We start from the raw sequence: 26388 nt of genomic DNA on the forward strand, positions 1-26388 counted from the left end.
CTGATGAGGTGGGGCAGCGATGAATGCGCCGTACGACGGTGACCGGGGCCGGGGCGCCAATGGCGACCCCATGGGGCCGGTCCCTCCGACGCCCCCGTTCCCCGCGGATCAGGACCCGTACGTCCGGGACGCCTACCGCAACGACCCGCACCACGCCCAGGACCCGATGGCCCAGGATCCGGTGAACGACGCGCGCTACGACCGCGCCGCGCACCCGCCGCCGTCCCCGGGCCAGCCCACCCAGCCGCTCTACCCGCAGCCGGGGCCCGGACGGCAGGCGCCGGACCCGCAGGCCTGGGCCGCGCCCCGGACGCCCGCCCCGCAGCGCCCGGACCGGGCCGCTCCGTACGGTGACGACGCCGCGACGGCGCAGTTCATGGGTGTCGATCCCCTGGTCAACCAGGCCGGAGGCGAGCATCCGGAGTCCGACGCCTTTGCGCACCTCTACCGGGACCAGCATCCCTACGAGCCCCAGCGCTCCGCCCCGGCCGGCCCGCCCGCCGGGTTGCCGGTGACCGGGGCGGTGCCCGGGCCCGAGGCCGTTCCGCAGCAGACCGCGCCGGAGCCGGAGCCGGAGCCCGCTCCCGTGCCGGCGGCCGGCAAGCCCTCCGGCGGCCGGGCCTCCGGCCTGCTCAAGTCCAGTGCGGTGATGGCGGCCGGCACGATGGTGTCCCGCCTGACGGGCTTCGTCCGCTCGGCACTGATCGTCGCCGCGCTCGGCGGTGCGGTGCTCGGTGACTCCTGGCAGGTCGCCTACCAGCTCCCGACGATGATCTTCATCTTGACCATCGGCGGCGGTCTGAACTCCGTCTTCGTGCCGCAGCTGGTGCGCGCGATGAAGGAGGACGACGACGGGGGCGAGGCCTATGCCAACCGGCTGCTGACCCTGGTCATCGTGGTGCTCGGGGTGCTGACGGTGCTGGCGGTGTTCGCGGCGCCCCTCCTGGTGAAACTGGTCTCGTTCGACATCTCCCGGGACCCGGCGGCCAACGAGGTCGCGGTGGCGTTCACCCGCTACTGCGTCCCCACGATCTTCTTCATGGGCCTGCACGTGGTCATGGGGCAGATCCTCAACGCCCGCGGCCGCTTCGGCGCGATGATGTGGACCCCGGTCCTCAACAACATCGTCATGATCGCCACCTTCGGCCTCTTCATCTGGGTCTACGGCACGGCGAAGACCTCGCACATCGGCGTCACCACCATCCCCGACGAGGGCATCCGCCTCCTCGGCATCGGCACCCTCCTCGGGCTCGTCGTGCAGGCGCTGGCGATGATCCCGTACCTGCGCGACGCCGACTTCAAGCTCCGGCTGCGGTTCGACTGGCGCGGTCACGGCCTGGGCAAGGCCGCCAAGCTCGCCAAGTGGACCGTGCTCTTCGTGCTCGCCAACCAGGCCGGCGTGCTCGTCGTCACCCAGCTCTCCACCTGGGCCGGCAACACCGCCGACCAGCAGGGGCACCCGGGCACCGGTTTCATCTCCTACGCCAGCGCCCAGCTGATCTGGAACATGCCGCAGGCGATCATCACCGTCTCCGTCATGGCGGCGCTGCTGCCGCGGCTGGCCCGGTCCGCGCACGACGGGGACACCGGCGCCGTCCGGGACGACATGTCGCAGGGCCTGCGCACCTCCGCCGTCGCCATCGTCCCGATCGCGTTCGGCTTCCTGTCCCTCGGCGTCCCGCTGTGCACCCTGGTCTACGGATCGTCCGGCGCCGGCGTCCCGATGGGCTACATGCTGATGGGCTTCGGCATCGGCCTGATCCCGTTCTCGGTGCAGTACGTCGTCCTGCGTGCCTTCTACGCGTACGAGGACACCCGCACCCCCTTCTACAACACGGTGATCGTCGCTGCCGTCAACGCCGCCGCCTCCGGGCTCTGCTTCCTGGTCCTGCCGGCCCGCTGGGCCGTGGTGGGTATGGCGGCCTCCTACGGCCTGGCGTACATCATCGGCGTCGGGGTGGCCTGGCAGCGGCTGAGCAGGCGGATGGACGGTGACCTCGACACGGCGCACATCGTGCGGACCTACGCGCGGCTGGCCGGCGCCAGCCTCCCGGCCACCATCGTCTCCGGCGTCCTGGTGTACGGAATCATGCAGACGCTGGGCAGCGGGTTCGTCGGCTCCCTGGCCGCGCTGATCGCCGGCGCCGCCGCCCTTCTGGCCGTGTTCTACGTGGCCGCACGCAAAATGCGCATCGAGGAAATGAACGCCCTGGTCGGCATGGTCCGGTCAAAGCTTGGGCGTTGATTGAGCACAACCATCGACTGCCACCGTGTGTCGTGCATAGTGGCGGACTGTGGGCACAATTGTCTTGGCTCATTGAGCCTGCAACGGATGGGGAGGCAGGAACGACGGTGGCGGAACGGAGCACGGCTGCCGTCGACGTGGCCGACACGAGCGGCGAAGAGCCGCTGACCGCCAAGGCGGGCAAGGCCACGGACGACGGTGCTAAGGCCGAGAAGGTATCCGGCAGGGACAAGGACGTCGCACGTACCGACGAGACGCGTGCGGCGGACGAGGCCCAGCCACCGGAGCTGCACAGCGGCCACAAGCTCGCCAGACGCTACCGCCTCGAAGAGTGCGTCACCCGTCTGGACGGATTCAGCAGCTGGCGTGCGGTCGACGAAAAGCTGCGCCGCGCCGTCGGCGTACACATCCTGCCCGCCGACCATCCGAGGGCCCGGCCGGTGCTCTCCGCGGCCCGTTCCTCGGCGCTGCTCGGCGACCCCCGATTCGTCCAGGTCCTGGACGCCGTAGAGGAGAACGACCTCGTCTACGTCGTCCATGAATGGCTTCCGGACGCCACCGAGCTGGCCACCCACCTCGCCAACGGCCCCCTGGAGCCGCACGAGGCGTACCAGCTCGTCAGCCAGGTCTCCCAGGCCATGGCCGCCGCACACCGCGAGGGCCTGGCCCACCTCCGCATCACCCCCAGCTCGGTGCTGCGAACGGAATCCGGGCAGTACCGCATCCGCGGCCTGGCCGTCATGGCCGCGCTCCGCGGCATCACCTGCGAGCACCCGCAGCGCACGGACACCGAGGCGATCGGGGCACTGCTGTACGCCGCGCTCACCCAGCGCTGGCCGTACGAGAACGACGCGCACGGCCTGACCGGGCTGCCGAAGGGCGTCGGGCTGATCGCGCCCGACCAGGTGCGCGCCGGTGTCCACCGGGGCCTCTCCGAGCTCGCCATGCGCGCGCTGATCAACGACGGCGCCACGGCCTCCCGCCAGGAACAGCCGTGCACCACGCCCGAGGAGCTGGCCAAGGCGGTCGCGGCGATGCCCCGCATCCGGCCCCCGGAGACCGCGTTCACCACGCCCCCGCCGTACCAGCGCACGGGCTACCAGCAGGGCAGCTACCGGCAGACGGCCTCCCACAACGCCCAGCCCGGCCGACCGACCCAAGCGATCCCCACGCCGCCGCCCCCGCTCCAGAGCCGTACCGGCCGGGCCCTGAAGTGGTCCGTCTCCGCGCTGCTCATCGCGGCGCTGGGCCTGGGCAGCTGGCAGCTCGCGGACACCCTGCTGAAGCGCGAGAAGGACCAGGAAGATCCGGGGAACTCGCAGGCGCAGGGCGGAAGCAAGAAGAAGAAGCCTTCGGTTCCCCTGGCGATCCAAAGTGCCACGGAGTTCTCTCCGCTGGCATCTGCGTTCTCCGGAAACGAGGCGTCGAACACGACGGACGGCAAGCCCTCGACCGCGTGGGTGACCGGCCGTTTCCAGGGCTGGCCCAATTTCGGGAACCTGCCGGCCCGCAAGGACGGCAGCGGCATCGTCATAGACCTCGGAAGCGCCAAGGACGTCTCCGGCGTAGAGGTCAGCATGTACCGGCCGGGCCAGACGGTGGAGGTTCTGGCAGCGGCAGCGTCCGCGTCGAACCCGGCGGCGCTCAGCGACTTCTCGCAGCGGCTCTCCAAGCCGGCGAAGGCCGGTGAGAAGCTGACGGTGAAGCTGGACAAGGCCGTCAAGGCACGCTACGTGCTGGTACACATCACCGAGCTGCCGAGCGACGGCGTCTCGGACTGGTTCCGCGGCGGGATCTCCGAGATCAAGGTGACGGGCTGAGCAACAGCGGGCGAGCGGCCGAAACAGGGCGCTCGCCCGCTGATCAACGCCCCTGGGCACATTTACTTTCCCCACCCGGCGGGCTTCAATGGGACCGAGATCAGGCAGCTACGGCCGGGGGGCCCGTGTCCACCGACAGCGACAAGGCTTCGACACCAACCGACGCCGATCTCCTTGCGCTGCATGTGAAGGGCGACCCCGATGCGTTCGGGGAGATCGTCCGACGCCATCGCGACCGGCTCTGGGCGGTGGCGCTCCGCACTCTCGGTGATCGTGAGGAAGCGGCGGACGCCGTACAGGACGCCCTGGTCTCCGCCTACCGCGCGGCCCACACCTTCCGAGGGCAGTCCGCAGTGACGACCTGGCTGCACCGCATCACGGTCAACGCCTGCCTGGACCGGGCCCGCAAGGCCGCCTCCCGACGCACCTCGCCGGTTGCCGACACCGAGCGGCTGGAGCAGCTCCTCGAACCCGAGGAGTCCGCCGCGATCCCCGCCGAACGCCAGGACCTGCACCGCGAGCTGCTCCGCGCCCTGCGCACCCTCCCCGAGGAACAGCGCGCCGCCCTGGTCCTCGTCGACATGCAGGGCTACCCCGTCGCCGAGGCAGCCGAGATCCTCGACATCCCGACCGGAACGGTGAAGAGCCGCTGCGCACGCGGCCGTGCCCGCCTCCTCCCCTTGGTCACCCATCTGCGGGCTGACGGCGGGGGTAGCAACCCGGTGAGCGGGGGAAGGAACCGGGCGCAGGGGACATCCGTCCCACCGACGGCAGGAACGAAGGACACAGGTGCCGTGAAGGGCGGAGGTGGGCGAGCGTGACGTCGACAACCGGCACGGGTGAGCACCCGGAGGTTTCCGAGATCTCCGACCTCACGGACGGGCTGCTCTCCCCCTCGCGCAGCGCGGATCTGCGCGCCCACCTTGCCGGCTGCGCGCTGTGCGAGGACGTCTACGCCTCCTTGGAGGAGATCCGCCGGATGCTCGGCAGGCTCCCGGGCCCGACGCGCATGCCGACTGAGGTGGCAGGGCGCATCGACGCCGCCCTCGCGGCCGAGGCACTTCTCAACGCCACCGTTCCGGGCTCCGCGACGCAGGTTTCACGTGAAACAGCGCCCCGTGAAACGGCGGCTCGTGCCACGACGACCCGTGAAACGACCGCCCGCCCCGCTTCTGTTTCACGTGAAACCGAGCCCGAGGTCCGCAGCACGCCGATCACCCGCCCCGCCGGGCGTCCCACTGGTTCCTCCGGACCGGGTCGACACACACGCGGCGGCCGGGCCTCCCGCGCACGTCGCTGGCCGCGGGTGCTGCTCGGCACCACAGCGGCCGCGGCCGTCCTCAGTGTCGGCGGACTGCTCCTGCAGAACGCCGCCATGGACGGTACGCAGGCCGGGCCCAGCCGGACCACGGCGACCCACGAGAAGGGGTCGGGCGGTGCGGCCGGCCTGACCGCCACCAATCTCGGTTCCCATGTTCACGCCCTGCTGGCAACCAAGGGCTCGCACAAGTCGCCGGGCATCGGTGCCCGCAGCTCTCCCGAGACCCCGCTGCGGGGCAGCGCCGACACCGTTCCATCCTGCGTCCGCCAGGGCATCGGCCGCCCGGAGGCCCCGCTCGCCTCCAGCCACACCCGCTACCAGGGCAAGGACGCCTTTCTGGTCGTGCTGCCGGACCCGGCGGACGCCAAACGCGTCTCGGCGTACGTGGTCTCGTCCTCCTGTGTCTCCGCCACGCCGCCGGCGCCCGGAAAGGTCCTGCTGGCGCACTCGTACCCGCGAGATTGAACGACGAGTAGTGCGCTGTGACACTCCGGGAATGCACGCCCCGTAGGATCCGTTGGGTGGGGTGAGAGTTCCGAGAGCCCCAGCAAGCAGTCGGCAGAGACAAGGAAGACACCCGTGAGCGACGTCCGCAACGTGATCATCATCGGCTCCGGGCCCGCGGGCTACACCGCAGCGCTCTACACCGCCCGCGCGTCCCTGAAGCCGCTGGTCTTCGAAGGTGCCGTCACCGCCGGAGGCGCGCTGATGAACACCACCGACGTGGAGAACTTCCCCGGTTTCCGCGACGGCATCATGGGGCCGGACCTCATGGACAACATGCGCGCCCAGGCCGAGCGCTTCGGCGCCGAGCTGGTGCCCGACGACATCGTCTCGGTCGACCTCAGCGAGGACATCAAGACGGTCACCGACACCGCCGGCAATGTGCACCGTGCGAAGGCGGTCATCGTCAGCACCGGCTCGCAGCACCGCAAGCTCGGTCTGCCCCGTGAGGACGAGCTCTCCGGTCGTGGCGTGTCCTGGTGCGCCACCTGCGACGGGTTCTTCTTCAAGGACCAGGACATCGCCGTCATCGGTGGCGGCGACACCGCGATGGAGGAGGCCACCTTCCTCTCGCGGTTCGCCAAGTCGGTCACGGTCGTCCACCGCCGCGACACCCTTCGGGCCAGCAAGGCGATGCAGGAGCGCGCCTTCGCCGACCCGAAGATCAAGTTCGTCTGGGACAGCGAGGTCGCCGAGATCCACGGCGAGAGCAAGCTCTCCGGCCTGACCCTGCGCAACCTCAAGAGCGGCGAGACCTCGGAGCTCCCCGTCACCGGTCTCTTCATCGCGATCGGCCACGACCCGCGCACCGAGCTCTTCAAGGGCCAGCTGAACCTCGACGACGAGGGCTACCTCAAGGTCGACGCACCCAGCACCCGCACCAACCTGACGGGCGTCTTCGCGGCCGGCGACGTGGTCGACCACACCTACCGCCAGGCGATCACCGCCGCCGGCACGGGCTGCTCCGCCGCCCTCGACGCCGAGCGGTATCTCGCGGCGCTGGCGGACGGGGAGTCGACCCCCGAGCCCGAGAAGACCCCCGCCGCCTGACCCGCGGCTCCAGCTTTCCCATCACCCACCCCATAAGGAGATTGCCATGGCCGGCGCCACGGTGACCGTCACGGACGCCAACTTCGAAGAGGTCGTCCTCAAGAGCGACAAGCCCGTCCTCGTGGACTTCTGGGCCACCTGGTGCGGCCCGTGCCGCCAGGTCGCCCCGTCCCTGGAGGCCATTGCCGCGGAGCACGACGAGATCGTCATCGCCAAGCTGAACACCGACGAGAACCCGGCGACCACTGCCAAGTACGGCGTCATGTCGATCCCGACGATGAACGTCTACAAGGACGGCGAGGTCGTGAAGACCATCGTCGGCGCCAAGCCGAAGGCCGCGATTGAGCGCGACCTGGCGGACTTCCTCGCCTGAGTCACCTCCTCGTCTGTTTCACGTGAAACGGGCCCGTTCCTCACCGAGGACGGGCCCGTTCTCCGTTTCACGTGAAACAGAGCTCGGTTGCACGTGAAACATCGTGCGCTACAACGGCCGCAGGGCAGGCTCCTTCTGGACGGCGCCCAGCAAACGGTCAAGCGCCATCTCCACATCTTCCTTCCACGAGATCGTGGTCCTCAGCTCAAGGCGCAGCCGCGGAAAGCGGGGATGGGGGCGTACGGTCTTGAAGCCCACCGCGAGGAGGTGGTTGGCGGGGAGCACACAGGCCGGCTCGGTCCAGCGGGCGTCTCCGAACGCCTCGATCGCCTTGAATCCTCGCTGAGTGAGGTCCTTGGCGACCGTCTGGACCATGACCCGCCCCAGCCCCTGACCCTGGTATCCGGGCGTCAGCCATGCGGTGAGCAGCTGCACGGCGTCCGGCGATACGGGACTGGTCGGGAAGGCGGTCGAGCGCGGCACATAGGCCGGCGGGGCGTACATCACGAACCCCACCGGCACCTCATCGACATAGACGACCCGCCCGCAGGATCCCCACTCCAGCAGGACCGCCGAGATCCAGGCTTCCTTCTCCAGCTCGGGACGTCCCGCCTTTACCGCGGCCTCGCCGCTGACGGGGTCGAGCTCCCAGAAGACACAGGAGCGGCAGCGCTTGGGGAGATCCGGAAGGTTGTCCAGCGTGAGCGGTACGAGCCGACGGCCCATGGAACCAGGTCCTCACTTCTCTCGCCTGCCGCACCCCGCAGTGCCGTCAGCACGGCCGGCTCCCTGAGCAGACCACCAACGAACCCTCCGACGGCTGCCAGGCCGAAGCCCGCTGCCAGCAGTCCGGTGCGGCTCACCGATCGCATGGCCCTCTCCTCGATGTGAGGCGTCTCCACGTGGATGCGTGCCATACCCGATCGCATCGTATCGACCCTTTACGGGCACGGGTAGCGCGAGAGAGCAAAGGGCGGACCGTGTTCCGGTATGAACTCCGGAACACGGCCCGCCCTGGAGCCGTAGGCGTCAGCTCACTGCTTGTCGCTGGTCTCCTCATCGTTCTCCTCGGCCAGCGACTGGCCCAGGACGGGACCTTCGCCCGGGGCGAGGGTACCGAGGATGCGCTCCAGATCGTCCATCGAAGCGAACTCAACGACGATCTTTCCCTTCTTCTGGCCCAGGTCGACCTTCACCCGGGTTTCGAAGCGGTCGGAAAGCCGGGAGGCGAGCCCGGTGAGCGCGGGGGAGACCCGCGTACCCGCGCGGGGCCCCTTCGCCTTGCTCGGGCCCGTGGGGGTCGACCCCATGAGCGTCACGATCTCCTCGACCGAACGCACGGACAGCCCCTCGGCGACGATGCGGCGCGCAAGATGGTCCTGCTCCTCCGAGTCCTCCACGGAGAGCAGCGCCCGGGCATGTCCCGCCGAGAGCACCCCTGCGGCCAGCCGCTTCTGCACGGACGGGGAGAGCTTCAGCAGGCGCAGCGTGTTGGAAACCTGCGGACGCGAGCGGCCGATCCGGTCGGCCAGCTCGTCATGCGTGCACTGGAAGTCCTTGAGCAGCTGGTCATAGGCGGCTGCCTCTTCCAGCGGGTTGAGCTGGGCTCGGTGCAGGTTCTCCAGCAGCGCGTCGAGAAGGAGCTTCTCGTCCTCCGTGGCTCGTACGATCGCCGGAATCTTTTCCAGCCCCGCCGCACGGCAGGCCCGCCAGCGGCGCTCCCCCATGATGAGCTCGTACCGTCCGGGCTCGGCCTGACGGACCACCACCGGCTGGAGCAGGCCCACTTCCTTGATAGAGGTGATCAGTTCGGCGAGGGCGTCCTCGTCGAAGACCTCCCTCGGCTGGCGCGGGTTCGGGGTGATGGCATCGAGCGGCACCTCGGCGAAGTGCGCACCCGCCACTTCCGATACGCCGTCCGCCGGCGGCTCCACCGCTGCCGGTGCTTCCGTTTCACGTGAAACACCGTGCGTCGGCAGCGAGGTCACCTTGGCGGCGGCCACCCCTCGCTCCGGCGTCAGGACCGGTACGGACGTGGGTGATGTCGCTCCCTGCCCCACCGCGGGCCCGGCATGGTCCGTGCTCTGCGGTGCCGCGGGGATCAGCGCCCCGAGCCCACGGCCCAGGCCTCTACGTCGTTCGCTCACTGAGTCCCCTCCGAGATGCTGTGCTGTCCTTCATAGGTGACGCTGAGGCCCTGGCCCCCGGTCTGCGGGGCCCCACGCAGCGCGATCTCTCGAGCCGCTTCGAGATACGAAAGCGAACCACTGGATCCGGGATCATAGGTGAGCACTGTCTGCCCATAGCTGGGGGCCTCGGAGATCCGCACGGAGCGGGGGATGCTGGTACGGAGCACCTCGTGGCCGAAGTGGTTACGGACCTCGTCGGCGACCTGAGAGGCCAGCCGGGTGCGTCCGTCGTACATGGTCAGCAGAATCGTCGAGACATGGAGCTGCGGGTTGAGATGGCCCCGCACCAGGTCGACGTTCCGCAGCAGCTGTCCCAGCCCCTCCAGTGCGTAGTACTCGCACTGAATCGGGATCAGCACCTCGGCCCCCGCGACCAACGCATTGACCGTCAGCAGGCCGAGCGAGGGCGGGCAGTCGATGAAGATGTAGTCCAGCGGCTGCTCATACGCCTTGATGGCTCGGTCCAGACGGCTTTCCCGGGCCACCAGCGAGACCAGTTCGATTTCGGCGCCGGCAAGATCGATCGTGGCGGGCGCACAGAACAGCCCCTCCACATCCACGACCGGCTGCACCACATCGGAGAGTGGCTTGCTGTCCACCAGCACGTCATAGATGGACGGCACTTCGGCGTGATGGTCGATCCCCAGCGCCGTCGACGCATTGCCCTGGGGATCGAGGTCGATGACCAGAACCCGCGCCCCGTGCAGGGCCAGGGAGGCCGCCAGGTTCACTGTGGTCGTGGTCTTACCGACCCCGCCCTTCTGGTTGGCAACCACCATGACCCGGGTCTGTTCGGGCCGGGGAAGCCCCTCGCCCGCGCGGCCGAGTGCCTCTACCGCCAGCTGAGCTGCACGACCGATCGGGGTGTCGTCCATCGGGGGCGGCGTTTCACGTGAAACGTCGTCCCCGAACGACTCGCTACGGGGACCGGGGACCGGATCGGTCATCGGTCCCGCGATGTTGGCGTCGGACCGCAAGGATTCACTCTCCTCGACATCAGGCTCGCAATGGTCAGAGCCTGCCATGCTTTCGGCGTCGTGAACCAGTGAGGTCCGTTCTCCTGTGGACAAACCCACGTCTGTGGATACTTCCGTTACCCGTGTGGGTCTACGGTCGCGCGGCGCGGCAGCCGCACGACCACGGCCGATGATCCCTTGCAGCAGAGAGCGACGTTTCACGTGAAACACGATGCCAGCGTCGCGTCCGAATAAGACGCGACACTCCGTCTTGTGCCGTTTTGATGGGGTTTACGGAAATACCGCATCGCCTATTTCGCGGAACGGGATTCCCTCCCCCACTGCCGGTCTCCACGGCTCCGGCTATGCCTCAGCGCCGGCGCCCCCCAGTCGAACGGCTGGCCCGCGCCGCCTTCGCCCGCTTCGCCGCGAAGCGCACGCCACCAGGGCTCTCGCCCACCTCGACCCGCACCACCGTCGTCGGCGGATCCACGATGCCCTCACCGACCTGCACCACCGAGGTGTCGACCACACCGAGCTTGCTCAGCGCGGCCCGGGCACCCTTGAGCTCCTCCTCCGCGGCATCGCCCTTGAGCGCCAGCATCGCGCCGTACGGACGCAGCAGCGGAACGCCCCACCCGGCCAACCGGTCCAGCGGAGCCACCGCACGCGCGGTCACCACATGCACCTGGGGGAGCTTGCCCATGACCTCTTCGGCCCGTCCCCGCACGACCGTCACATGGTCGAGGCCGAGCAGCTCGACGACTTCCTGAAGGAAATTCGTCCGCCGCAGCAGCGGCTCCAGCAGCGTGATCTTCAGATCCGGCCGCACCAGAGCCAGCGGGATGCCGGGCAGCCCGGCCCCCGAGCCCACGTCACAGACCGAGACGCCCTCGGGCACGACCTCGGAGAGCACCGCGCAGTTCAGTAGATGCCGCTCCCACAGCCGCGGCACCTCGCGCGGCCCGATCAGCCCTCGCGTCACCCCCGCGTCGGCGAGCAGTTCGCCGTACCGCACGGCCTCCGGAAAGCGCTCACCGAATACCTCCTGTGCCGCCTTCGGCGCAGGAGGGAGCTCCGCTGCTGCCTCCGTCACGGGAACCGCCCTTCCTCTGGACTGCTTTTCCTGCCGGGAACCCGGGTCACGCACCCGGAATAACACAGAACGCTGACAACTTTTGGCCCCGCCTGCGAGCAGACGGGGCCAAAGAAAAAATGGATGCGCTGAGCGGTCAGGCCGGGAGGACAACCACTCGGCGCTGCGGCTCCTCGCCCTCGGACTCACTGCGCAGGCCGGCGGCCGCCACCGCGTCATGCACAACCTTGCGCTCGAACGGCGTCATCGGGTCCAGCTTCACCGGCTCACCGGTACCGCGGGCCTCCTCGACCGCCTTCGTACCGATCGCCGTGAGCTGCTCGCGCTTACGCGCCCGGAAGCCGGCGATGTCCAGCATCAGACGGCTGCGGTCACCGGTCTCCCGGTGCACGGCCAGCCGGGTCAGTTCCTGCAGCGCCTCCAGCACCTCACCGTCGCGGCCCACCAGCTTCTGCAGGTCGCGGCTGGTCGAGTCGCTGATGATCGACACCGCGGCGCGGTCGGCCTCGACGTCCATGTCGATGTCACCGTCGAGGTCGGCGATGTCCAGCAGACCCTCGAGGTAGTCGGCCGCGATCTCGCCTTCCTGCTCCAGGCGGGTCAGGGTGTCGGTGCCCTCGGCGGCAGGGGTCGTGTCCGTCACGAAAGGACTCCTTCTTACTTCTTCGACGGGTGCTTGGGGCGCTGCTGGCCCTTGCGCTGGCCGGACTTCGCGGAGCGGGACCCGGACGAGCCGCTCTGCGCGGTGCCGTCCTGCGCGGCCTTCTTCTCCAGCGACTGCTTCTTCGCTCCGCCCCGGCCGGAGTCCGCCGAGCCGTTCGCCGTATCACTCGATGCCGAGCCGGCCCGCGTACGGTTCTGGGCACCACCGGCCGGCGCAGCGCCGGTCTGCCGCTTGGCCTTCGTCTGGCGCTTGGGCTGCTGACGGTTCTGGCGCGCTTCCTCGACGGCCTTCTTCGCCGCGACCTCGGCCGGGCTCTCGACCAGCTTGCCCTGGGCCCGCAGCCGCTCCTGGCGCTCGGCGAACGCCTTGCTGCCGGGGGTCGGGTTACGACGGATGACGAACATCTGCTGGCCCATGGTCCACACGTTGGTGGTCAGCCAGTAGACGAGGACACCGACGGGGAAGTTGATGCCGAAGACGGCGAACATGATCGGGAAGACGTACATCAGCATCTTCTGCTGCTGCATGAACGGCGTCTTCACCGTGAGGTCGACGTTCTTGGTCATCAGCTGGCGCTGCGTGTAGAACTGCGACGCCGACATCAGGACGATCATGATGATCGTGACCACGCGGACGTTGGTGACCGAGGCACCGAGGCTCTCGATCTTCGCCGCGCTGTCCATGAACTTCGCCGCCAGCGGGGCACCGAAGATGTGTGCCTTCTGCGCGCTCTGCAACAGCGTCGCGTCGATGAAGCCGACCGTCTTGCCGTTCGCGATGTGGCTGAGGACCTGGTACAGCGAGATGAAGAACGGCGACTGGGCCAGAATCGGGAGACAGCTCGAGAGCGGGTTGGTGCCCGTCTCCTTGTAGAGCTTCATCATCTCTTCGGACTGGCGCTGCTTGTCGCTCTTGTAGCGCTCCTGGATCGCCTTCATCTTCGGCTGGAGCGCCTGCATGTTCCGCGTCGACTTGATCTGCTTCACGAAGAGCGGGATCAGGCAGATACGGATCAGCACCACCAGCGAGACGATGGACAGACCCCACGCCGCGCCACTGTTCGGATTAAAGATCAGGCTGTAGAACGAGTGGAACTGGACGATGATCCAGGAAACGGCGTAATAGAGAGGATTCAGGATCGTGTCCACGAATCAGGCTCCTTGGGCGTTGGGCTGAGTCTCGGGCTGGGCGGCGGGTTCATGGACGGCAGTCCCGCCCAGACGGCTCCTCAGCCGCTGGTGCCAGACCGGACGCTTCCGGGGAGGGACGTGGTCGACGCCACCGAGCGACCACGGGTTGCAGCGCAGAATGCGCCAGGCTGTCAGCGCAGTCCCTTTCACCGCGCCGTGCCGGTCGATGGCCGTGTAGCCATAGTGCGAGCACGACGGGTAGTACTTGCAGACCGGCCCCAGCAGGGGGCTGATGGTCCACTGATAGACCTTGATCAAAAGCAGCAGCGGGTACTTCACTGTGCGCTCCCTCCCGGGCCCCGGCCGGGGTTCCGGGGGTCCGCGGTGCGACCGCTGTCGGTCGCGGCCCCCGTGGGGTTGGAGCCTCTCGGCGCCCCTCCCAGCAGCCGCTCCAGGGCGGCGTCCAGGTCGCGGGCCAGTTCGTCGTGGTCCGCAGTGCCCGCGCCGGGCAGGGCCCGTACGACAACCAGGCTACCGGCGGGAAGCCGGTCCAGCCGGTCACGCAGGAGATGGCGAAGCCGTCGCTTGACCTTGTTGCGGACGACCGCGATGCCAACGGCCTTGCTCACGACGAAACCCGCACGTGTCGGGGGAACACATTCCCCCGACACGTGCGGGTCCGTTGAACCGCTACGACAATGCACGACAAGGAGCGGGCGCCCGGCCCTGCGCCCCCGGCGTACCGCGGTCGCGAAGTCCTCGCGCCGCCTCAGCCGATTTTCGGTAGGCAGCACGTCATGGACCTAGGTCGGGCTGCTCAGGCCGACAGGCGGGCGCGACCCTTGCTGCGGCGCGACGCGAGAATCGCGCGGCCGGCACGCGTCCGCATGCGCAGACGGAAGCCGTGGGTCTTCGCGCGGCGGCGGTTGTTCGGCTGGAAGGTGCGCTTGCTCACTCGGGGGCTCCAGGAATGCTTGTTGTCTCAAGGAGAGACAGATGTGGGGCGTCGTTGGCTGTCACCGTGCGCCCACGAGTAGCTCGCAACGCCTAAGTGCACCGCTACACGATCACCAGAGCGCGATCTTTGCCCATCGGAGGCAGGCGGCAGCAGCCATCGACAACTCGACCTGGTCACGGTACGCGCGGCTACGCCATCCGGTCAAACCGGCTCCATGTGAGCTCGCGCGGTCCGTCGTCAGGACACACTATGCACAGCCTGTGGACAACAACTTGAATCCCCAGGCCCGCCCTGACTACCGTGGCTGAACTCCGATTCCTTCCCGCCCGTCCTGAGAATCACACATTCGTGGGACTGTGAGAGAGCGTGCCCTGTGGCTGATGTACCTGCCGATCTTGCCGCAGTGTGGCCGCGCGTGCTCGATCATCTCCTCCGTGCGGAGGCCGACGGCCTCAAGCCGAAGGACCAGGACTGGCTCAAGCGGACCCAGCCGCTGGCGCTGGTGGCCGACACCGCGCTGCTCGCCGTGCCCAACGAATTCGCCAAGGGCGTGCTCGAAGGCCGGCTGGCGCCGCTGATCGGGGAGGCCCTCAGCCATGAGTGCGGCCGCCCGATCCGGATCGCGATCACCGTCGACGACTCCTCCGACGAGCCGCCGGCGCCCTCCGCGCCCGTACAGCACCAGTCGCCCCAGCAGCAGCCGCACCACCAGCAGCACCCGGCGCCGCAGCAGCACGAGGCGTACGACTACGAGCCCCGGCACGACAGCCGGCACGACAGCCGGCAGGGGTACGGGCACCAGGGCGACGACCTGCCCGGCGTCCGCCCCGCCTACCCGGACTACCAGCAGCCGCGGCACGAACCCGGCGCCTGGCCCCAGCACCTCGCCCCCGGCGGCCCCGGCCCGCGCGAGGACTACGGCTGGCAGCAGCAGCACCTCGGCGGCTTCCCCGAGCGCGAGACGTCCGCGGAGCAGTGGCGCGAGCCGTACCCGTCGGCGCCCCACGTACCGCAGCACCAGCAGGCGCAGCCCGACTACCGCGGCCAGGACCGCGGCCTCCCCCCGCAGCACTCCGACGGTGCGCGCTCCCCGTACGACGCGCAGCGCCGCGACCTTCCCGAGCACCAGCCCGGTGGCCACAACGGCCGCTCCGGTCCCGGTGCGCTGCCGGCGCCCAGCGGCGCCCCGGGCCCGCTCGCCGCGCAGCCCGCGCCGGCCACCGGCCCGGGTGAGCCGACCGCCCGGCTGAACCCGAAGTACCTCTTCGACACCTTCGTCATCGGTGCCTCCAACCGCTTCGCGCACGCCGCCGCGGTCGCCGTCGCCGAAGCACCGGCCAAGGCGTACAACCCGCTGTTCATCTACGGGGAGTCGGGTCTGGGCAAGACCCACCTGCTGCACGCGATCGGGCACTACGCGCGCAGCCTCTACCCCGGCACCCGCGTGCGGTACGTGAGCTCGGAGGAGTTCACCAACGAGTTCATCAACTCCATCCGCGACGGCAAGGCGGACGCGTTCCGCAAGCGCTACCGCGACATGGACATCCTGTTGGTCGACGACATCCAGTTCCTGGCGAGCAAGGAGTCGACGCAGGAGGAGTTCTTCCACACCTTCAACACGCTGCACAACGCCAACAAGCAGATCGTGCTCTCCAGTGACCGGCCGCCCAAGCAGCTGGTCACCCTGGAGGACCGGCTGCGCAACCGCTTCGAGTGGGGCCTGATCACCGACGTCCAGCCGCCCGAGCTGGAGACCCGGATCGCGATCCTCCGTAAGAAGGCGGTGCAGGAGCAGCTGAACGCCCCGCCGGAGGTGCTGGAGTTCATCGCGTCCCGGATCTCGCGCAACATCCGCGAGCTGGAGGGCGCCCTGATCCGGGTCACCGCGTTCGCGTCGCTCAATCGGCAGCCGGTGGACCTGGGGCTCACCGAGATCGTGCTGAAGGACCTGATCCCCGGTGGTGAGGACGCCGCTCCGGAGATCACCGCCACCGCGATCATGGCCTCGACCGCCGACTACTTCGGCCTGACCATCGACGATCTCTGCGGCTCGTCCCGCAGCCGGGTGCTGGTCACCGCCCGGCAGATCGCCATGTATCTGTGCCGCGAGCTGACGGACCTGTCGCTGCCGAAGATCGGCGCGCAGTTCGGCGGCCGGGATCATACGACCGTGATGCACGCCGACCGCAAGATCCGCGCGCTGATGGCCGAGCGGCGGTCGATCTACAACCAGGTCACCGAGCTGACCAACCGCATCAAGAACGGCTGAGGACGCGGCCGCCGCGCCGCCTCGGACCGACCGCGCACAGGGCGCCCGGGACCCGCTCCCGGGCGCCCTTCGCCGTTCTGGGGCCGCCCGGCGCGGCGGCCGACGCGGTGTACCACGCACTGCGCCGTCGTCCCGGAGCTGTGGAGAGCCGTCTCCCGTGTTCGATTCCGTGCCTGGTCACGGCCTCTCTCCACAGATTGGGCAAGAATCTTCCGTCCACACCCTGGGGAGAGGAAAGTTATCCCTGTGGGATCCACAGCCTGGGTCTCCGAAGGAAGATCGTAGGAGGTCAGCCGGGTGTGGATTTGTGGCCAACCGGTCTCCACAGGCTGTGGACAAAGATTTCGTCCACAGCGAGGTGGATCTCTTGTCCACCGCCCGCCCACAGGTGAGCCGCCGTTGTCCCCAGCAATCCCCAGCTTCTCCACACCCCTGTCCACTGTTCGGCAACACAACACCCCCTCTCACCGGGCTGAGTGAAAGCCGTCACATCAAGGTGATGGGTTGGGCTGTGGGGAACGTGGGTAAAGCTGGGGATGGCACTGGGGAGAACTGCCCGCCTCCTGTGCATCGGGTGTGCAGAACTTTCCGTGGTCCACAGCACGGGCCGTTTATCCACGGCCCCCGCCCACAGCCGCGGTGGACAAAAAACCGACGCTGACCTGCGTAGACGCAGTTGTCCACGGTTTCCACAGGGCCTACTACTACGACCACGGATATCTACCGGGGAACTCGTTCGGAAACGGGGCCTGTGCACAACTCGGCGGCCCGGCGTCCGACGTCGCCCGAGTCGACTTGACCCCGAGCCGCACCGACTGTCGGTGGCGTGCGTCAGACTGGTCTCCGGCAACTGAGCCGACGACGAAGGCCAGCAGGGCGTAAGCCAGCAACAGCAGGAGGCGGTTTCCGGTGAAGATCCGGGTGGAGCGCGATGTACTCGCGGAGGCAGTGGCCTGGGCGGCCAAGAGCCTCCCGGCCCGTCCGCCGGTGCCCGTCCTCGCGGGCCTGCTGCTGAAGGCCGAGGACGGCGCACTGAGCCTCTCCGGCTTCGACTACGAAGTCTCGGCGCGCGTCTCGGTGGAGGCCGAGGTCGAGGAGGAGGGCACGGTCCTCGTCTCCGGCCGGCTGCTCGCCGACATCTGCCGCGCCCTCCCCAACCGCCCGGTGGAGATTTCCACCGACGGTGTACGGGTGACCGTCGTCTGCGGCTCCTCGCGGTTCACCCTCCACACGCTTCCTGTGGAGGAGTACCCGTCCCTGCCGGCGATGCCCACCGCCACCGGCACGGTCCCCGGCGAGGTCTTCGCCGCGGCCGCCGCCCAGGTGGCCATCGCGGCCGGCCGTGACGACACCCTCCCGGTGCTCACCGGCGTCCGCATCGAGATCGAGGGCGACACGGTCACCCTGGCCTCCACCGACCGCTACCGCTTCGCGGTCCGCGAGTTCCTGTGGAAGCCGGAGAGCCCGGACGCCTCCGCGGTCGCGCTGGTCCCGGCCAAGACGCTGCTGGACACCGCCAAGTCCCTGAGCAGCGGCGACACGGTCACGATCGCGCTCTCCGGCTCCGGCCAGGGCGAGGGCCTGATCGGCTTCGAGGGCGCCGGGCGGCGGACGACGACCCGTCTGCTGGAAGGCGACCTGCCCAAGTACCGCACGCTCTTCCCGACCGAGTTCAACTCGGTCGCGGTGATCGAGACCGCTCCGTTCGTCGAGGCCGTCAAGCGCGTGGCGCTGGTGGCCGAGCGCAACACCCCGGTCCGGCTGAGCTTCGAGCAGGGCGTGCTGATCCTGGAGGCCGGCTCCAGCGACGATGCACAGGCTGTGGAGAGGGTCGACGCCGATCTGGACGGCGACGACATCTCGATCGCGTTCAACCCGGGCTTCCTGCTGGAGGGCCTGTCGGCGATCGACTCCCCCGTGGCGCAGCTGTCGTTCACGACGTCCACCAAGCCGGCGCTGCTGAGCGGTCGCCCCGCCAAGGACGCCGAGGCGGACGAGGCCTACAAGTACCTGATCATGCCCGTGCGGCTGTCCGGCTGACGGCCGGGAGCGCGAGGGTCGGCCCTCGGACGGCCGCAGCATGCCCGTGCGGCTGTCCGGCTGACGGGCCCTGATGAGCGGTTGAGCCCACAGGTGTGCGCGGACCTGCGGGCGTAGGCTCGGACTCGGGTCAGAACAGCAACGACTACGTGCAAAGAGGGTCTCTGATGGAGCTCGGTCTCGTCGGTCTCGGCAAGATGGGCGGCAACATGCGCGAGCGCATCCGCCGCGCCGGCCACACCGTCGTCGGATACGACCGCAACCCGGACCTGGCGGATGTGAACAGCCTCCAGGAGCTTGTGGACAAGCTGAAGGGTCCGCGGGTGGTCTGGGTCATGGTGCCAGCCGGCGCCGCCACCCAGTCCACGATCGACGAGCTGGCCGAACTGCTCTCGCCCGGTGACATCGTCGTGGACGGCGGCAACTCCCGCTGGACCGACGACGAGAAGCACGCCGAGGAGCTGAAGGCCAAGGGCATCGGCTTCGTCGACTGCGGGGTCTCGGGCGGCGTCTGGGGCCTGGAGAACGGCTACGCGCTGATGTACGGCGGCGAGAAGGACGACGTCGCCAAGGTGCAGCCGATCTTCGACGCCCTCAAGCCGGAGGGCGAGTTCGGCGCGGTGCACGCCGGCAAGGTCGGCGCCGGCCACTTCGCGAAGATGGTCCACAACGGCATCGAGTACGCGATGATGCAGGCCTTCGCCGAGGGCTGGGAGCTGCTGGAGAAGGTCGACTCCGTCACGGACGTGCGCGAGGTCTTCCGCTCCTGGCAGGAGGGCACGGTCATCCGCTCCTGGCTGCTCGACCTGGCCGTCAACGCCCTCGACGACGATGAGCACCTGGACAAGCTGCGCGGTTATGCACAGGACTCCGGCGAGGGCCGGTGGACCGTGGAAGCCGCCATCGACAACGCCGTGCCGCTGCCCGCGATCACGGCCTCGCTCTTCGCCCGCTTCGCGTCCCGCCAGGACGACTCCCCGCAGATGAAGATGATCGCCGCGCTGCGCAACCAGTTCGGTGGCCACGCGGTCGAGAACAAGAAGTAACCACCAGCAGTACTGGCACTACCACGCAGCCGGGGGAGGTCGGCGCACCGCCATGCACGTGACGCATCTGTCGCTCGCCGACTTCCGCTCGTACGCCCGGGTCGAGGTCCCGCTCGATCCGGGCGTCACGGCGTTCGTGGGCCCCAACGGGCAGGGCAAGACCAATCTCGTCGAGGCGATCGGCTATCTGGCCACGCTCGGCAGCCACCGGGTCTCCTCGGACGCGCCGCTGGTGCGGATGGGCGCCGAGCGGGCGATCGTCCGGGCCGCCGTCACCCAGGGCGAGCGGCAGCAGCTGATCGAGCTGGAGCTGAATCCCGGCAAGGCCAATCGCGCCCGTATCAACAGGTCCTCGCAGGTCAGACCGCGTGATGTGCTGGGCATCGTGCGGACGGTGCTGTTCGCGCCGGAGGACCTGGCGCTGGTCAAGGGCGACCCCGGCGAGCGCCGGCGGTTCCTGGACGAGCTGATCACCGCGCGCTCGCCCCGGATGGCCGGGGTCCGGTCCGACTACGACCGCGTCCTCAAGCAGCGCAACACCCTGCTCAAGACCGCCGCGCTGGCCCGCCGTCACGGTGGCCGCCAGATGGACCTGTCGACGCTGGACGTCTGGGACCAGCATCTGGCCCGGGCCGGCGCCGAGCTGCTGGCGCAGCGTCTCGACCTGATCGCCGCGCTGCATCCGCTTGCCGACAAGGCGTACGAGCAACTCGCCCCGGGCGGCGGCCCGTTGGCGCTGGAGTACCGCCCCTCGGCGGGCGAGGCGATGGCCGGCGCGACGTCCCGCGAGGAGCTGTACGGCGTGCTGGTGGCCGCACTCGGCGAGGCCCGCAAGCAGGAGATCGAGCGCGGCGTGACGCTGGTCGGCCCGCACCGCGACGACCTGGTGCTGAAGCTCGGCCAGCTGCCGGCCAAGGGCTACGCCAGCCACGGCGAGTCCTGGTCGTACGCGCTGGCGCTGCGGCTGGCCTCGTACGACCTGCTGCGTGCCGAGGGCAATGAGCCGGTGCTGGTCCTGGACGACGTCTTCGCCGAGCTGGACGCGCGGCGCCGGGAGCGGCTGGCGGAGCTGGTGGCCCCGGGAGAGCAGGTGCTGGTGACCGCGGCGGTCGACGACGATGTGCCCGGGGTGCTGGTCGGGGCGCGCTACGCGGTCTCCGACGGCGCGGTCGAGAAGGTGACTCCGTGAGCGAGCAGCAGTCCGACCGGCCCGAGCCTCCGGCGCTGTCCGGTGTGGACCTGGCCCGGCAGGCGCTGGTGGCCGCGAAGGAGCAGGCGCGGGCGCGGGGCGCGGCCGCGCAGCAGAAGAAGCAGGCCCGGCGCGGTGGCCTGCGCTCCGGCGCGCGGGCGGACGGCCGCGATCCGCTGCCGCTGGGCGCGGCGATCAACCGGCTGATCACGGAGCGCGGCTGGGAGACCCCGGCGGCGGTCGGCGGGGTGATGGGCCGCTGGCCGCAGCTGGTCGGCCCCGAGGTGGCGCAGCACTGTGAGCCGCAGCGCTACGACGAGGAGGCCCGGGTCCTGACCGTGGCGTGCGATTCCACGGCGTGGGCGACCCAGCTGCGCCTGCTGGCCCCGCAGCTGGTGGCCCGGCTCAACGAGGACCTGGGCCACGGCACGGTCAAGATGCTCAAGGTGCTGGGTCCGGGCGGCCCCGCCCGCCGGTACGGAGCGCTGCGCGCGCCCGGCAGCAAGGGCCCCGGCGACACCTACGGATAGGCCGCGGGACACCGGTGCACCACTGCGGCGGGTGAGACTCCGCTCACGGTAGCCGCCGGTTGACAGCCGGAAGCGCTGAGTGCCCGTTTGAGCGTCCTGGGGCCCCGTCTCGGATATGGGGAGTCGGCGGACGGCGGTTCAGGGCGGCACATGACGACTCAGGTGCCTGCAAACCCCCATGAGTGTCGGCGCCACCGGTACACTGGTAGCAATCCCGCCCACTCGCGGAACATGTCGAACGACGCAGCCGCTCCCGCCTGTTTTCAAGGGGTGACCCGCACAGGCGCGGAAGGGGCTTGTGCTGTGCCAGAAAGGGCGCTTCGTGGCCGACTCCGGCGACCTCAACGAGAACAACACGGCTTCTACTGAAGAGGAGGGGGTTCCGGCCGGCGCCATGGGCGACTCCTCGGAGGCGAAGTCGTACGACGCCAGCGCGATCACCGTCCTCGAAGGCCTGGACGCGGTCCGTAAGCGCCCTGGCATGTACATCGGCTCAACGGGTGAGCGCGGTCTGCACCACCTCGTGCAGGAGGTCGTCGACAACTCCGTCGACGAGGCGCTGGCCGGGCACGCCGACACCATCGACGTGACGATCCTCGCCGACGGCGGCGTGCGGGTCGTGGACAACGGCCGCGGCATCCCCGTCGGCATCGTGCCGTCCGAGAACAAGCCGGCCGTCGAGGTCGTGCTGACCGTCCTGCACGCCGGCGGCAAGTTCGGCGGCGGCGGCTACGCGGTCTCCGGTGGTCTGCACGGTGTCGGTGTCTCCGTCGTGAATGCGCTCTCCACGCGTCTGGCTGTGGAGATCAAGACCGACGGCTTCCGCTGGACCCAGGAGTACAAGCAGGGTGTGCCGACCGCCCCGCTGGCCCAGCACGAGGCCACCGACGAGTCCGGCACCTCGGTCACCTTCTGGGCCGACGGCGAGATCTTCGAGACCACCACCTACAGCTTCGAGACGCTGTCCCGGCGCTTCCAGGAGATGGCGTTCCTCAACAAGGGGCTGACCATCTCGCTCAAGGACGAGCGTCCGGACCACGTGGACGAGGACGGCAAGCCGCTCTCGGTGCGGTACCACTACGAGGGCGGCATCGTCGACTTCGTGAAGTACCTCAACTCCCGCAAGGGTGAGCTGGTCCACCCGACGGTCGTCTCGGTGGAGGCCGAGGACAAGGAGCGGAACCTCTCCGTCGACCTCGCGATGCAGTGGAACACCCAGTACAGCGAGGGTGTCTACAGCTTCGCGAACATCATCCACACCCATGAGGGCGGTACCCACGAAGAGGGCTTCCGGGCCGCGCTGACGGGTCTGATCAACCGTTACGCGCGCGACAAGAAGCTGCTTCGCGAGAAGGACGACAACCTCACGGGTGAGGACATCCGCGAGGGTCTGACGGCGATCATCTCGGTCAAGCTCGCTGAGCCGCAGTTCGAGGGCCAGACCAAGACCAAGCTGGGCAACACCGAGGTCAAGACCTTCGTCCAGAAGGTGGTCCACGAGCACCTCAACGACTGGCTGGACCGCAACCCCAACGAGGCCGCGGACATCATCCGCAAGGGCATCCAGGCGGCGACCGCCCGCGTGGCCGCCCGTAAGGCGCGCGATCTGACCCGCCGCAAGGGCCTGCTGGAGACGGCGTCGCTGCCCGGCAAGCTGAGCGACTGCCAGTCCAACGACCCGACCAAGTGCGAGATCTTCATCGTCGAGGGTGACTCCGCCGGCGGCTCGGCCAAGTCCGGCCGTAACCCGGAGTACCAGGCGATCCTCCCGATCCGAGGAAAGATCCTCAACGTCGAGAAGGCCAGGGTCGACAAGATCCTGCAGAACAACGAGGTCCAGGCGCTGATCTCGGCCTTCGGCACGGGCGTGCACGAGGACTTCGACATCAGCAAGCTCCGCTACCACAAGATCATCTTGATGGCGGACGCCGACGTCGACGGCCAGCACATCAACACCCTGCTGCTGACCTTCCTGTTCCGCTTCATGCGCCCGCTGGTCGAGGCCGGTCACGTCTACCTCTCCCGCCCGCCGCTGTACAAGATCAAGTGGGGACGGGACGACTTCGAGTACGCCTACTCGGACGCGGAGCGGGACGCACTGGTCGAGCTCGGCAAGCAGAACGGCAAGCGGATCCGCGAGGACTCGATCCAGCGGTTCAAGGGTCTCGGCGAGATGAACGCCGAGGAGCTGCGGGTGACGACCATGGACATCGACCACCGGGTCCTCGGCCAGGTCTCGCTGGACGACGCGGCCCGCGCCGACGACCTGTTCTCGGTGCTCATGGGCGAGGACGTCGAGGCACGCCGCTCGTTCATCCAGCGCAACGCCAAGGACGTCCGCTTCCTCGACATCTGAGCCCTGTCGGCCCTTCCAACAGCCGCAGCTCGAAAGGACTTTGAACCACCATGGCCGACGAGAACCCCCCTGTGACCCCGGACGGCGTGACCGCCGAGGGCGCGCCCGCCACCATCGAAGGCGTCGGGATGCGCGTCGAGCCCGTCGGGCTCGAGACGGAGATGCAGCGCTCCTACCTCGACTACGCGATGTCCGTCATCGTCTCGCGTGCGCTGCCGGACGTCCGGGACGGCCTCAAGCCCGTCCACCGCCGCGTCCTGTACGCGATGTACGACGGCGGGTACCGCCCCGAGAAGGGCTTCTACAAGTGCGCCCGCGTCGTCGGTGACGTCATGGGTACGTACCACCCGCACGGCGACTCCTCGATCTACGACGCGCTGGTGCGTCTGGCGCAGCCGTGGTCGATGCGGATGCCGCTGGTGGACTCCAACGGCAACTTCGGTTCCCCGGGCAACGACCCGGCCGCGGCCATGCGGTACACCGAGTGCAAGATGAAGTCGCTGTCCATGGAGATGCTCCGGGACATCGACGAGGAGACCGTCGACTTCCAGGACAACTACGACGGCCGCAACCAGGAGCCGACGGTCCTGCCGTCCCGCTTCCCCAACCTGCTGATCAACGGCTCGGCCGGTATCGCGGTCGGTATGGCCACGAACATCCCGCCGCACAACCTCCGCGAGGTCGCCGCCGGTGCCCAGTGGGCGCTGGAGCACCCGGAGGCCTCCCACGAGGAACTGCTGGACGCGCTGATCGAGCGGATCAAGGGCCCGGACTTCCCCACCGGCGCGCTGGTGGTGGGCCGCAAGGGCATCGAGGAGGCGTACCGCACCGGCCGTGGCTCGATCACGATGCGCGCGGTGGTGGCCGTCGAGGAGATCCAGAACCGCCAGTGCCTGGTGGTCACCGAGCTGCCCTACCAGGTCAACCCGGACAACCTCGCGCAGAAGATCGCCGACCTGGTGAAGGACGGCAAGATCGGCGGCATCGCGGACGTCCGTGACGAGACCTCCTCGCGCACCGGCCAGCGCCTGGTGATCGTCCTCAAGCGGGACGCGGTCGCCAAGGTCGTCCTCAACAACCTCTACAAGCACACCGATCTGCAGACCAACTTCGGTGCGAACATGCTCGCCCTGGTGGACGGTGTGCCGCGCACGCTCTCCCTGGACGCGTTCATCCGCAACTGGGTCACGCACCAGATCGAGGTCATCGTCCGCCGGACGAAGTTCCGGCTGCGCAAGGCCGAGGAGCGGGCGCACATCCTGCGCGGTCTGCTCAAGGCCCTGGACGCCATCGACGAGGTCATCGCGCTGATCCGGCGCAGTGAGACGGTCGAGGTCGCGCGCGAGGGCCTGATGGGCCTGCTGGAGATCGACGAGATCCAGGCGAACGCGATCCTGGAGATGCAGCTGCGCCGGCTGGCCGCCCTGGAGCGCCAGAAGATCACCGCCGAGCACGACGAGCTGCAGCGCAAGATCAGCGAGTACAACGCGATCCTGGCCTCCCCGGAGCGCCAGCGCCAGATCATCAGCGAGGAACTCGCCGCGATCGTCGAGAAGTTCGGCGACGACCGGCGCTCCAAGCTGGTGCCCTTCGAGGGCGACATGTCCATCGAGGACCTGATCGCCGAGGAGGACATCGTCGTCACGATCACCCGTGGCGGCTATGTGAAGCGCACGAAGACGGACGACTACCGCTCGCAGAAGCGCGGCGGCAAGGGCGTCCGGGGCACGAAGCTCAAGGAAGACGACATCGTCGACCACTTCTTCGTCTCCACCACCCACCACTGGCTGCTGTTCTTCACGAACAAGGGCCGGGTCTACCGCGCCAAGGCCTACGAGCTGCCGGACGCCGGGCGCGACGCCCGCGGCCAGCACGTGGCCAACCTGCTGGCCTTCCAGCCGGACGAGCAGATCGCGCAGATCCTGGCGATCCGCGACTACGAGGCCGCGCCGTATCTGGTGCTCGCCACGAAGGCCGGCCTGGTGAAGAAGACGCCGCTGAAGGACTACGACTCGCCGCGGTCCGGTGGTGTCATCGCGATCAACCTGCGCGAGCAGGAGGACGGAACGGACGACGAGCTGATCGGCGCCGAGCTGGTCTCGGAGACCGATGACCTGCTGCTGATCAGCAAGAAGGCCCAGTCGATCCGCTTCACCGCGTCCGACGACGCGCTGCGGCCGATGGGCCGGGCGACCTCCGGTGTGAAGGGCATGAGCTTCCGCGAGGGCGACGAGCTGCTCTCGATGAACGTGGTCCGTGCGGACACCTACGTCTTCACGGCCACGGACGGCGGGTACGCCAAGCGCACCGCGGTCGACGAGTACCGCGTCCAGGGCCGCGGCGGTCTGGGCATCAAGGCCGCCAAGATCGTCGAGGACCGGGGTTCGCTGGTCGGCGCGCTGGTCGTCGAGGAGACCGATGAGATCCTGGCCATCACGCTCGGCGGTGGCGTGATCCGCACGCGGGTCAACGAAGTCCGGGAGACCGGCCGTGACACCATGGGCGTCCAACTGATCAACCTGGGCAAGCGCGATGCCGTCGTGGGCATCGCACGGAACGCCGAGGCCGGCCGGGAAGCCGAAGAGGTCGACGGGGACGAGCCCGGGACCGAGGCGGCAGAGGTGACCGAGCCCCCGGCGGAGTAGCACGAGG

At 69.0% G+C, this 26388-nt stretch carries 21 protein-coding genes and 1 pseudogene; 13 read left to right on the plus strand and 9 right to left on the minus strand.

What is annotated here, in order from left to right:
- Positions 1 to 19 precede the first annotated feature (19 nt).
- From murJ to trxA, 6 genes are all read left to right on the plus strand, one after another.
- Positions 20 to 2245, plus strand: coding sequence for a murein biosynthesis integral membrane protein MurJ (gene murJ, locus ACZ7MX_RS12590; RefSeq protein ID WP_472131542.1), 2226 nt, complete (start codon positions 20 to 22; stop codon positions 2243 to 2245).
- Between the two features lie 107 nt (positions 2246 to 2352).
- Positions 2353 to 4065, plus strand: coding sequence for a protein kinase family protein (locus tag ACZ7MX_RS12595; protein ID WP_472131543.1), 1713 nt, complete (start codon positions 2353 to 2355; stop codon positions 4063 to 4065).
- Between the two features lie 125 nt (positions 4066 to 4190).
- On the plus strand, positions 4191 to 4886 hold the full coding sequence (gene sigM, locus ACZ7MX_RS12600; RefSeq protein ID WP_472131544.1) for an RNA polymerase sigma factor SigM: 696 nt from the start codon (positions 4191 to 4193) through the stop codon (positions 4884 to 4886).
- Positions 4883 to 5851 carry an anti-sigma factor family protein gene (locus ACZ7MX_RS12605; protein ID WP_472131545.1) on the plus strand — a complete coding sequence of 323 codons (969 nt, stop codon included), beginning with the start codon at positions 4883 to 4885 and terminating at the stop codon, positions 5849 to 5851. Before sigM ends, ACZ7MX_RS12605 begins: the two co-directional genes overlap by 4 nt.
- Positions 5852 to 5965: 114 nt before the next feature.
- A complete protein-coding gene (trxB, locus tag ACZ7MX_RS12610) occupies positions 5966 to 6940 on the plus strand; it encodes a thioredoxin-disulfide reductase (protein WP_030412270.1) in 975 nt (324 codons plus the stop codon).
- 46 nt (positions 6941 to 6986) lie between these two features.
- A complete protein-coding gene (gene trxA / locus ACZ7MX_RS12615; protein WP_360942433.1) occupies positions 6987 to 7313 on the plus strand; it encodes a thioredoxin in 327 nt (108 codons plus the stop codon).
- 108 nt (positions 7314 to 7421) lie between these two features.
- Here the strand turns inward: trxA and ACZ7MX_RS12620 are convergent, their stop codons facing one another.
- The 9 genes and pseudogenes from ACZ7MX_RS12620 to rpmH all read right to left on the minus strand — a co-directional run bounded on the left by ACZ7MX_RS12620 (position 7422) and on the right by rpmH (position 14303).
- Positions 7422 to 8039, minus strand: coding sequence for a GNAT family N-acetyltransferase (locus tag ACZ7MX_RS12620; protein ID WP_030412272.1), 618 nt, complete (start codon positions 8037 to 8039; stop codon positions 7422 to 7424).
- Positions 8040 to 8347: 308 nt separating this feature from the next.
- On the minus strand, positions 8348 to 9460 hold the full coding sequence (locus ACZ7MX_RS12625; protein ID WP_472131546.1) for a ParB/RepB/Spo0J family partition protein: 1113 nt from the start codon (positions 9458 to 9460) through the stop codon (positions 8348 to 8350).
- A complete protein-coding gene (locus tag ACZ7MX_RS12630) occupies positions 9457 to 10527 on the minus strand; it encodes an AAA family ATPase (protein ID WP_078871841.1) in 1071 nt (356 codons plus the stop codon). The genes ACZ7MX_RS12625 and ACZ7MX_RS12630 overlap by 4 nt, the downstream gene beginning before the upstream one ends.
- 301 nt (positions 10528 to 10828) lie before the next feature.
- Complete coding sequence (gene rsmG, locus ACZ7MX_RS12635) at positions 10829 to 11554, minus strand: 16S rRNA (guanine(527)-N(7))-methyltransferase RsmG (protein ID WP_472131547.1); 726 nt, start codon at positions 11552 to 11554, stop codon at positions 10829 to 10831.
- Between the two features lie 136 nt (positions 11555 to 11690).
- Complete coding sequence (locus ACZ7MX_RS12640) at positions 11691 to 12197, minus strand: Jag family protein (RefSeq protein ID WP_472131548.1); 507 nt, start codon at positions 12195 to 12197, stop codon at positions 11691 to 11693.
- A gap of 14 nt (positions 12198 to 12211) precedes the next feature.
- Positions 12212 to 13366 (minus strand): membrane protein insertase YidC, encoded by a 1155-nt coding sequence (gene yidC, locus ACZ7MX_RS12645; protein ID WP_472131549.1) that lies wholly within the window; start codon positions 13364 to 13366, stop codon positions 12212 to 12214.
- A gap of 3 nt (positions 13367 to 13369) precedes the next feature.
- Entirely contained in the window at positions 13370 to 13687 is a 318-nt protein-coding gene (yidD, locus tag ACZ7MX_RS12650; protein WP_472131550.1) for a membrane protein insertion efficiency factor YidD, read from the minus strand.
- 86 nt (positions 13688 to 13773) lie between these two features.
- Positions 13774 to 14142: pseudogene (gene rnpA, locus ACZ7MX_RS12655) on the minus strand (ribonuclease P protein component); the annotation flags it as partial.
- Between the two features lie 23 nt (positions 14143 to 14165).
- Positions 14166 to 14303, minus strand: a complete 138-nt coding sequence (rpmH, locus tag ACZ7MX_RS12660; protein ID WP_003956500.1) for a 50S ribosomal protein L34 — start codon at positions 14301 to 14303, stop codon at positions 14166 to 14168.
- Between the two features lie 376 nt (positions 14304 to 14679).
- On the opposite strand from rpmH, the gene dnaA reads away from it, so the two are divergent.
- The 7 genes from dnaA to gyrA all read left to right on the plus strand — a co-directional run bounded on the left by dnaA (position 14680) and on the right by gyrA (position 26381).
- On the plus strand, positions 14680 to 16575 hold the full coding sequence (dnaA, locus tag ACZ7MX_RS12665; protein WP_472131551.1) for a chromosomal replication initiator protein DnaA: 1896 nt from the start codon (positions 14680 to 14682) through the stop codon (positions 16573 to 16575).
- Positions 16576 to 17484: 909 nt separating this feature from the next.
- On the plus strand, positions 17485 to 18615 hold the full coding sequence (gene dnaN, locus ACZ7MX_RS12670; RefSeq protein ID WP_472131552.1) for a DNA polymerase III subunit beta: 1131 nt from the start codon (positions 17485 to 17487) through the stop codon (positions 18613 to 18615).
- A gap of 167 nt (positions 18616 to 18782) precedes the next feature.
- On the plus strand, positions 18783 to 19661 hold the full coding sequence (gnd, locus tag ACZ7MX_RS12675) for a phosphogluconate dehydrogenase (NAD(+)-dependent, decarboxylating) (RefSeq protein WP_472131553.1): 879 nt from the start codon (positions 18783 to 18785) through the stop codon (positions 19659 to 19661).
- A gap of 52 nt (positions 19662 to 19713) precedes the next feature.
- Complete coding sequence (recF, locus tag ACZ7MX_RS12680) at positions 19714 to 20850, plus strand: DNA replication/repair protein RecF (RefSeq protein WP_472131554.1); 1137 nt, start codon at positions 19714 to 19716, stop codon at positions 20848 to 20850.
- Positions 20847 to 21380, plus strand: a complete 534-nt coding sequence (locus ACZ7MX_RS12685; RefSeq protein ID WP_472131555.1) for a DciA family protein — start codon at positions 20847 to 20849, stop codon at positions 21378 to 21380. The genes recF and ACZ7MX_RS12685 overlap by 4 nt, the downstream gene beginning before the upstream one ends.
- Before the next feature lie 298 nt (positions 21381 to 21678).
- The gene (gene gyrB / locus ACZ7MX_RS12690) at positions 21679 to 23736 is read left to right on the plus strand and encodes a DNA topoisomerase (ATP-hydrolyzing) subunit B (RefSeq protein ID WP_472131556.1); all 2058 of its coding nucleotides are present in this window, start codon (positions 21679 to 21681) and stop codon (positions 23734 to 23736) included.
- A gap of 50 nt (positions 23737 to 23786) precedes the next feature.
- Positions 23787 to 26381, plus strand: a complete 2595-nt coding sequence (gyrA, locus tag ACZ7MX_RS12695) for a DNA gyrase subunit A (protein ID WP_472131557.1) — start codon at positions 23787 to 23789, stop codon at positions 26379 to 26381.
- Positions 26382 to 26388: the final 7 nt, after the last annotated feature.

The sequence above is a fragment of the Streptomyces sp. NPDC107765 genome (genome assembly GCF_055657085.1).

Coding starts and splice junctions, on each gene's coding strand:
- murJ (WP_472131542.1), top strand. CDS start 20: ATGAATGCGCCGTACGACGGTGACCGGGGCCGGGGCGCCAATGGCGAC.
- trxA (WP_360942433.1), top strand. CDS start 6,987: ATGGCCGGCGCCACGGTGACCGTCACGGACGCCAACTTCGAAGAGGTC.
- ACZ7MX_RS12620 (WP_030412272.1), bottom strand. CDS start 8,039: ATGGGCCGTCGGCTCGTACCGCTCACGCTGGACAACCTTCCGGATCTC.
- ACZ7MX_RS12630 (WP_078871841.1), bottom strand. CDS start 10,527: ATGGCAGGCTCTGACCATTGCGAGCCTGATGTCGAGGAGAGTGAATCC.
- gnd (WP_472131553.1), top strand. CDS start 18,783: ATGGAGCTCGGTCTCGTCGGTCTCGGCAAGATGGGCGGCAACATGCGC.
- recF (WP_472131554.1), top strand. CDS start 19,714: ATGCACGTGACGCATCTGTCGCTCGCCGACTTCCGCTCGTACGCCCGG.
- gyrA (WP_472131557.1), top strand. CDS start 23,787: ATGGCCGACGAGAACCCCCCTGTGACCCCGGACGGCGTGACCGCCGAG.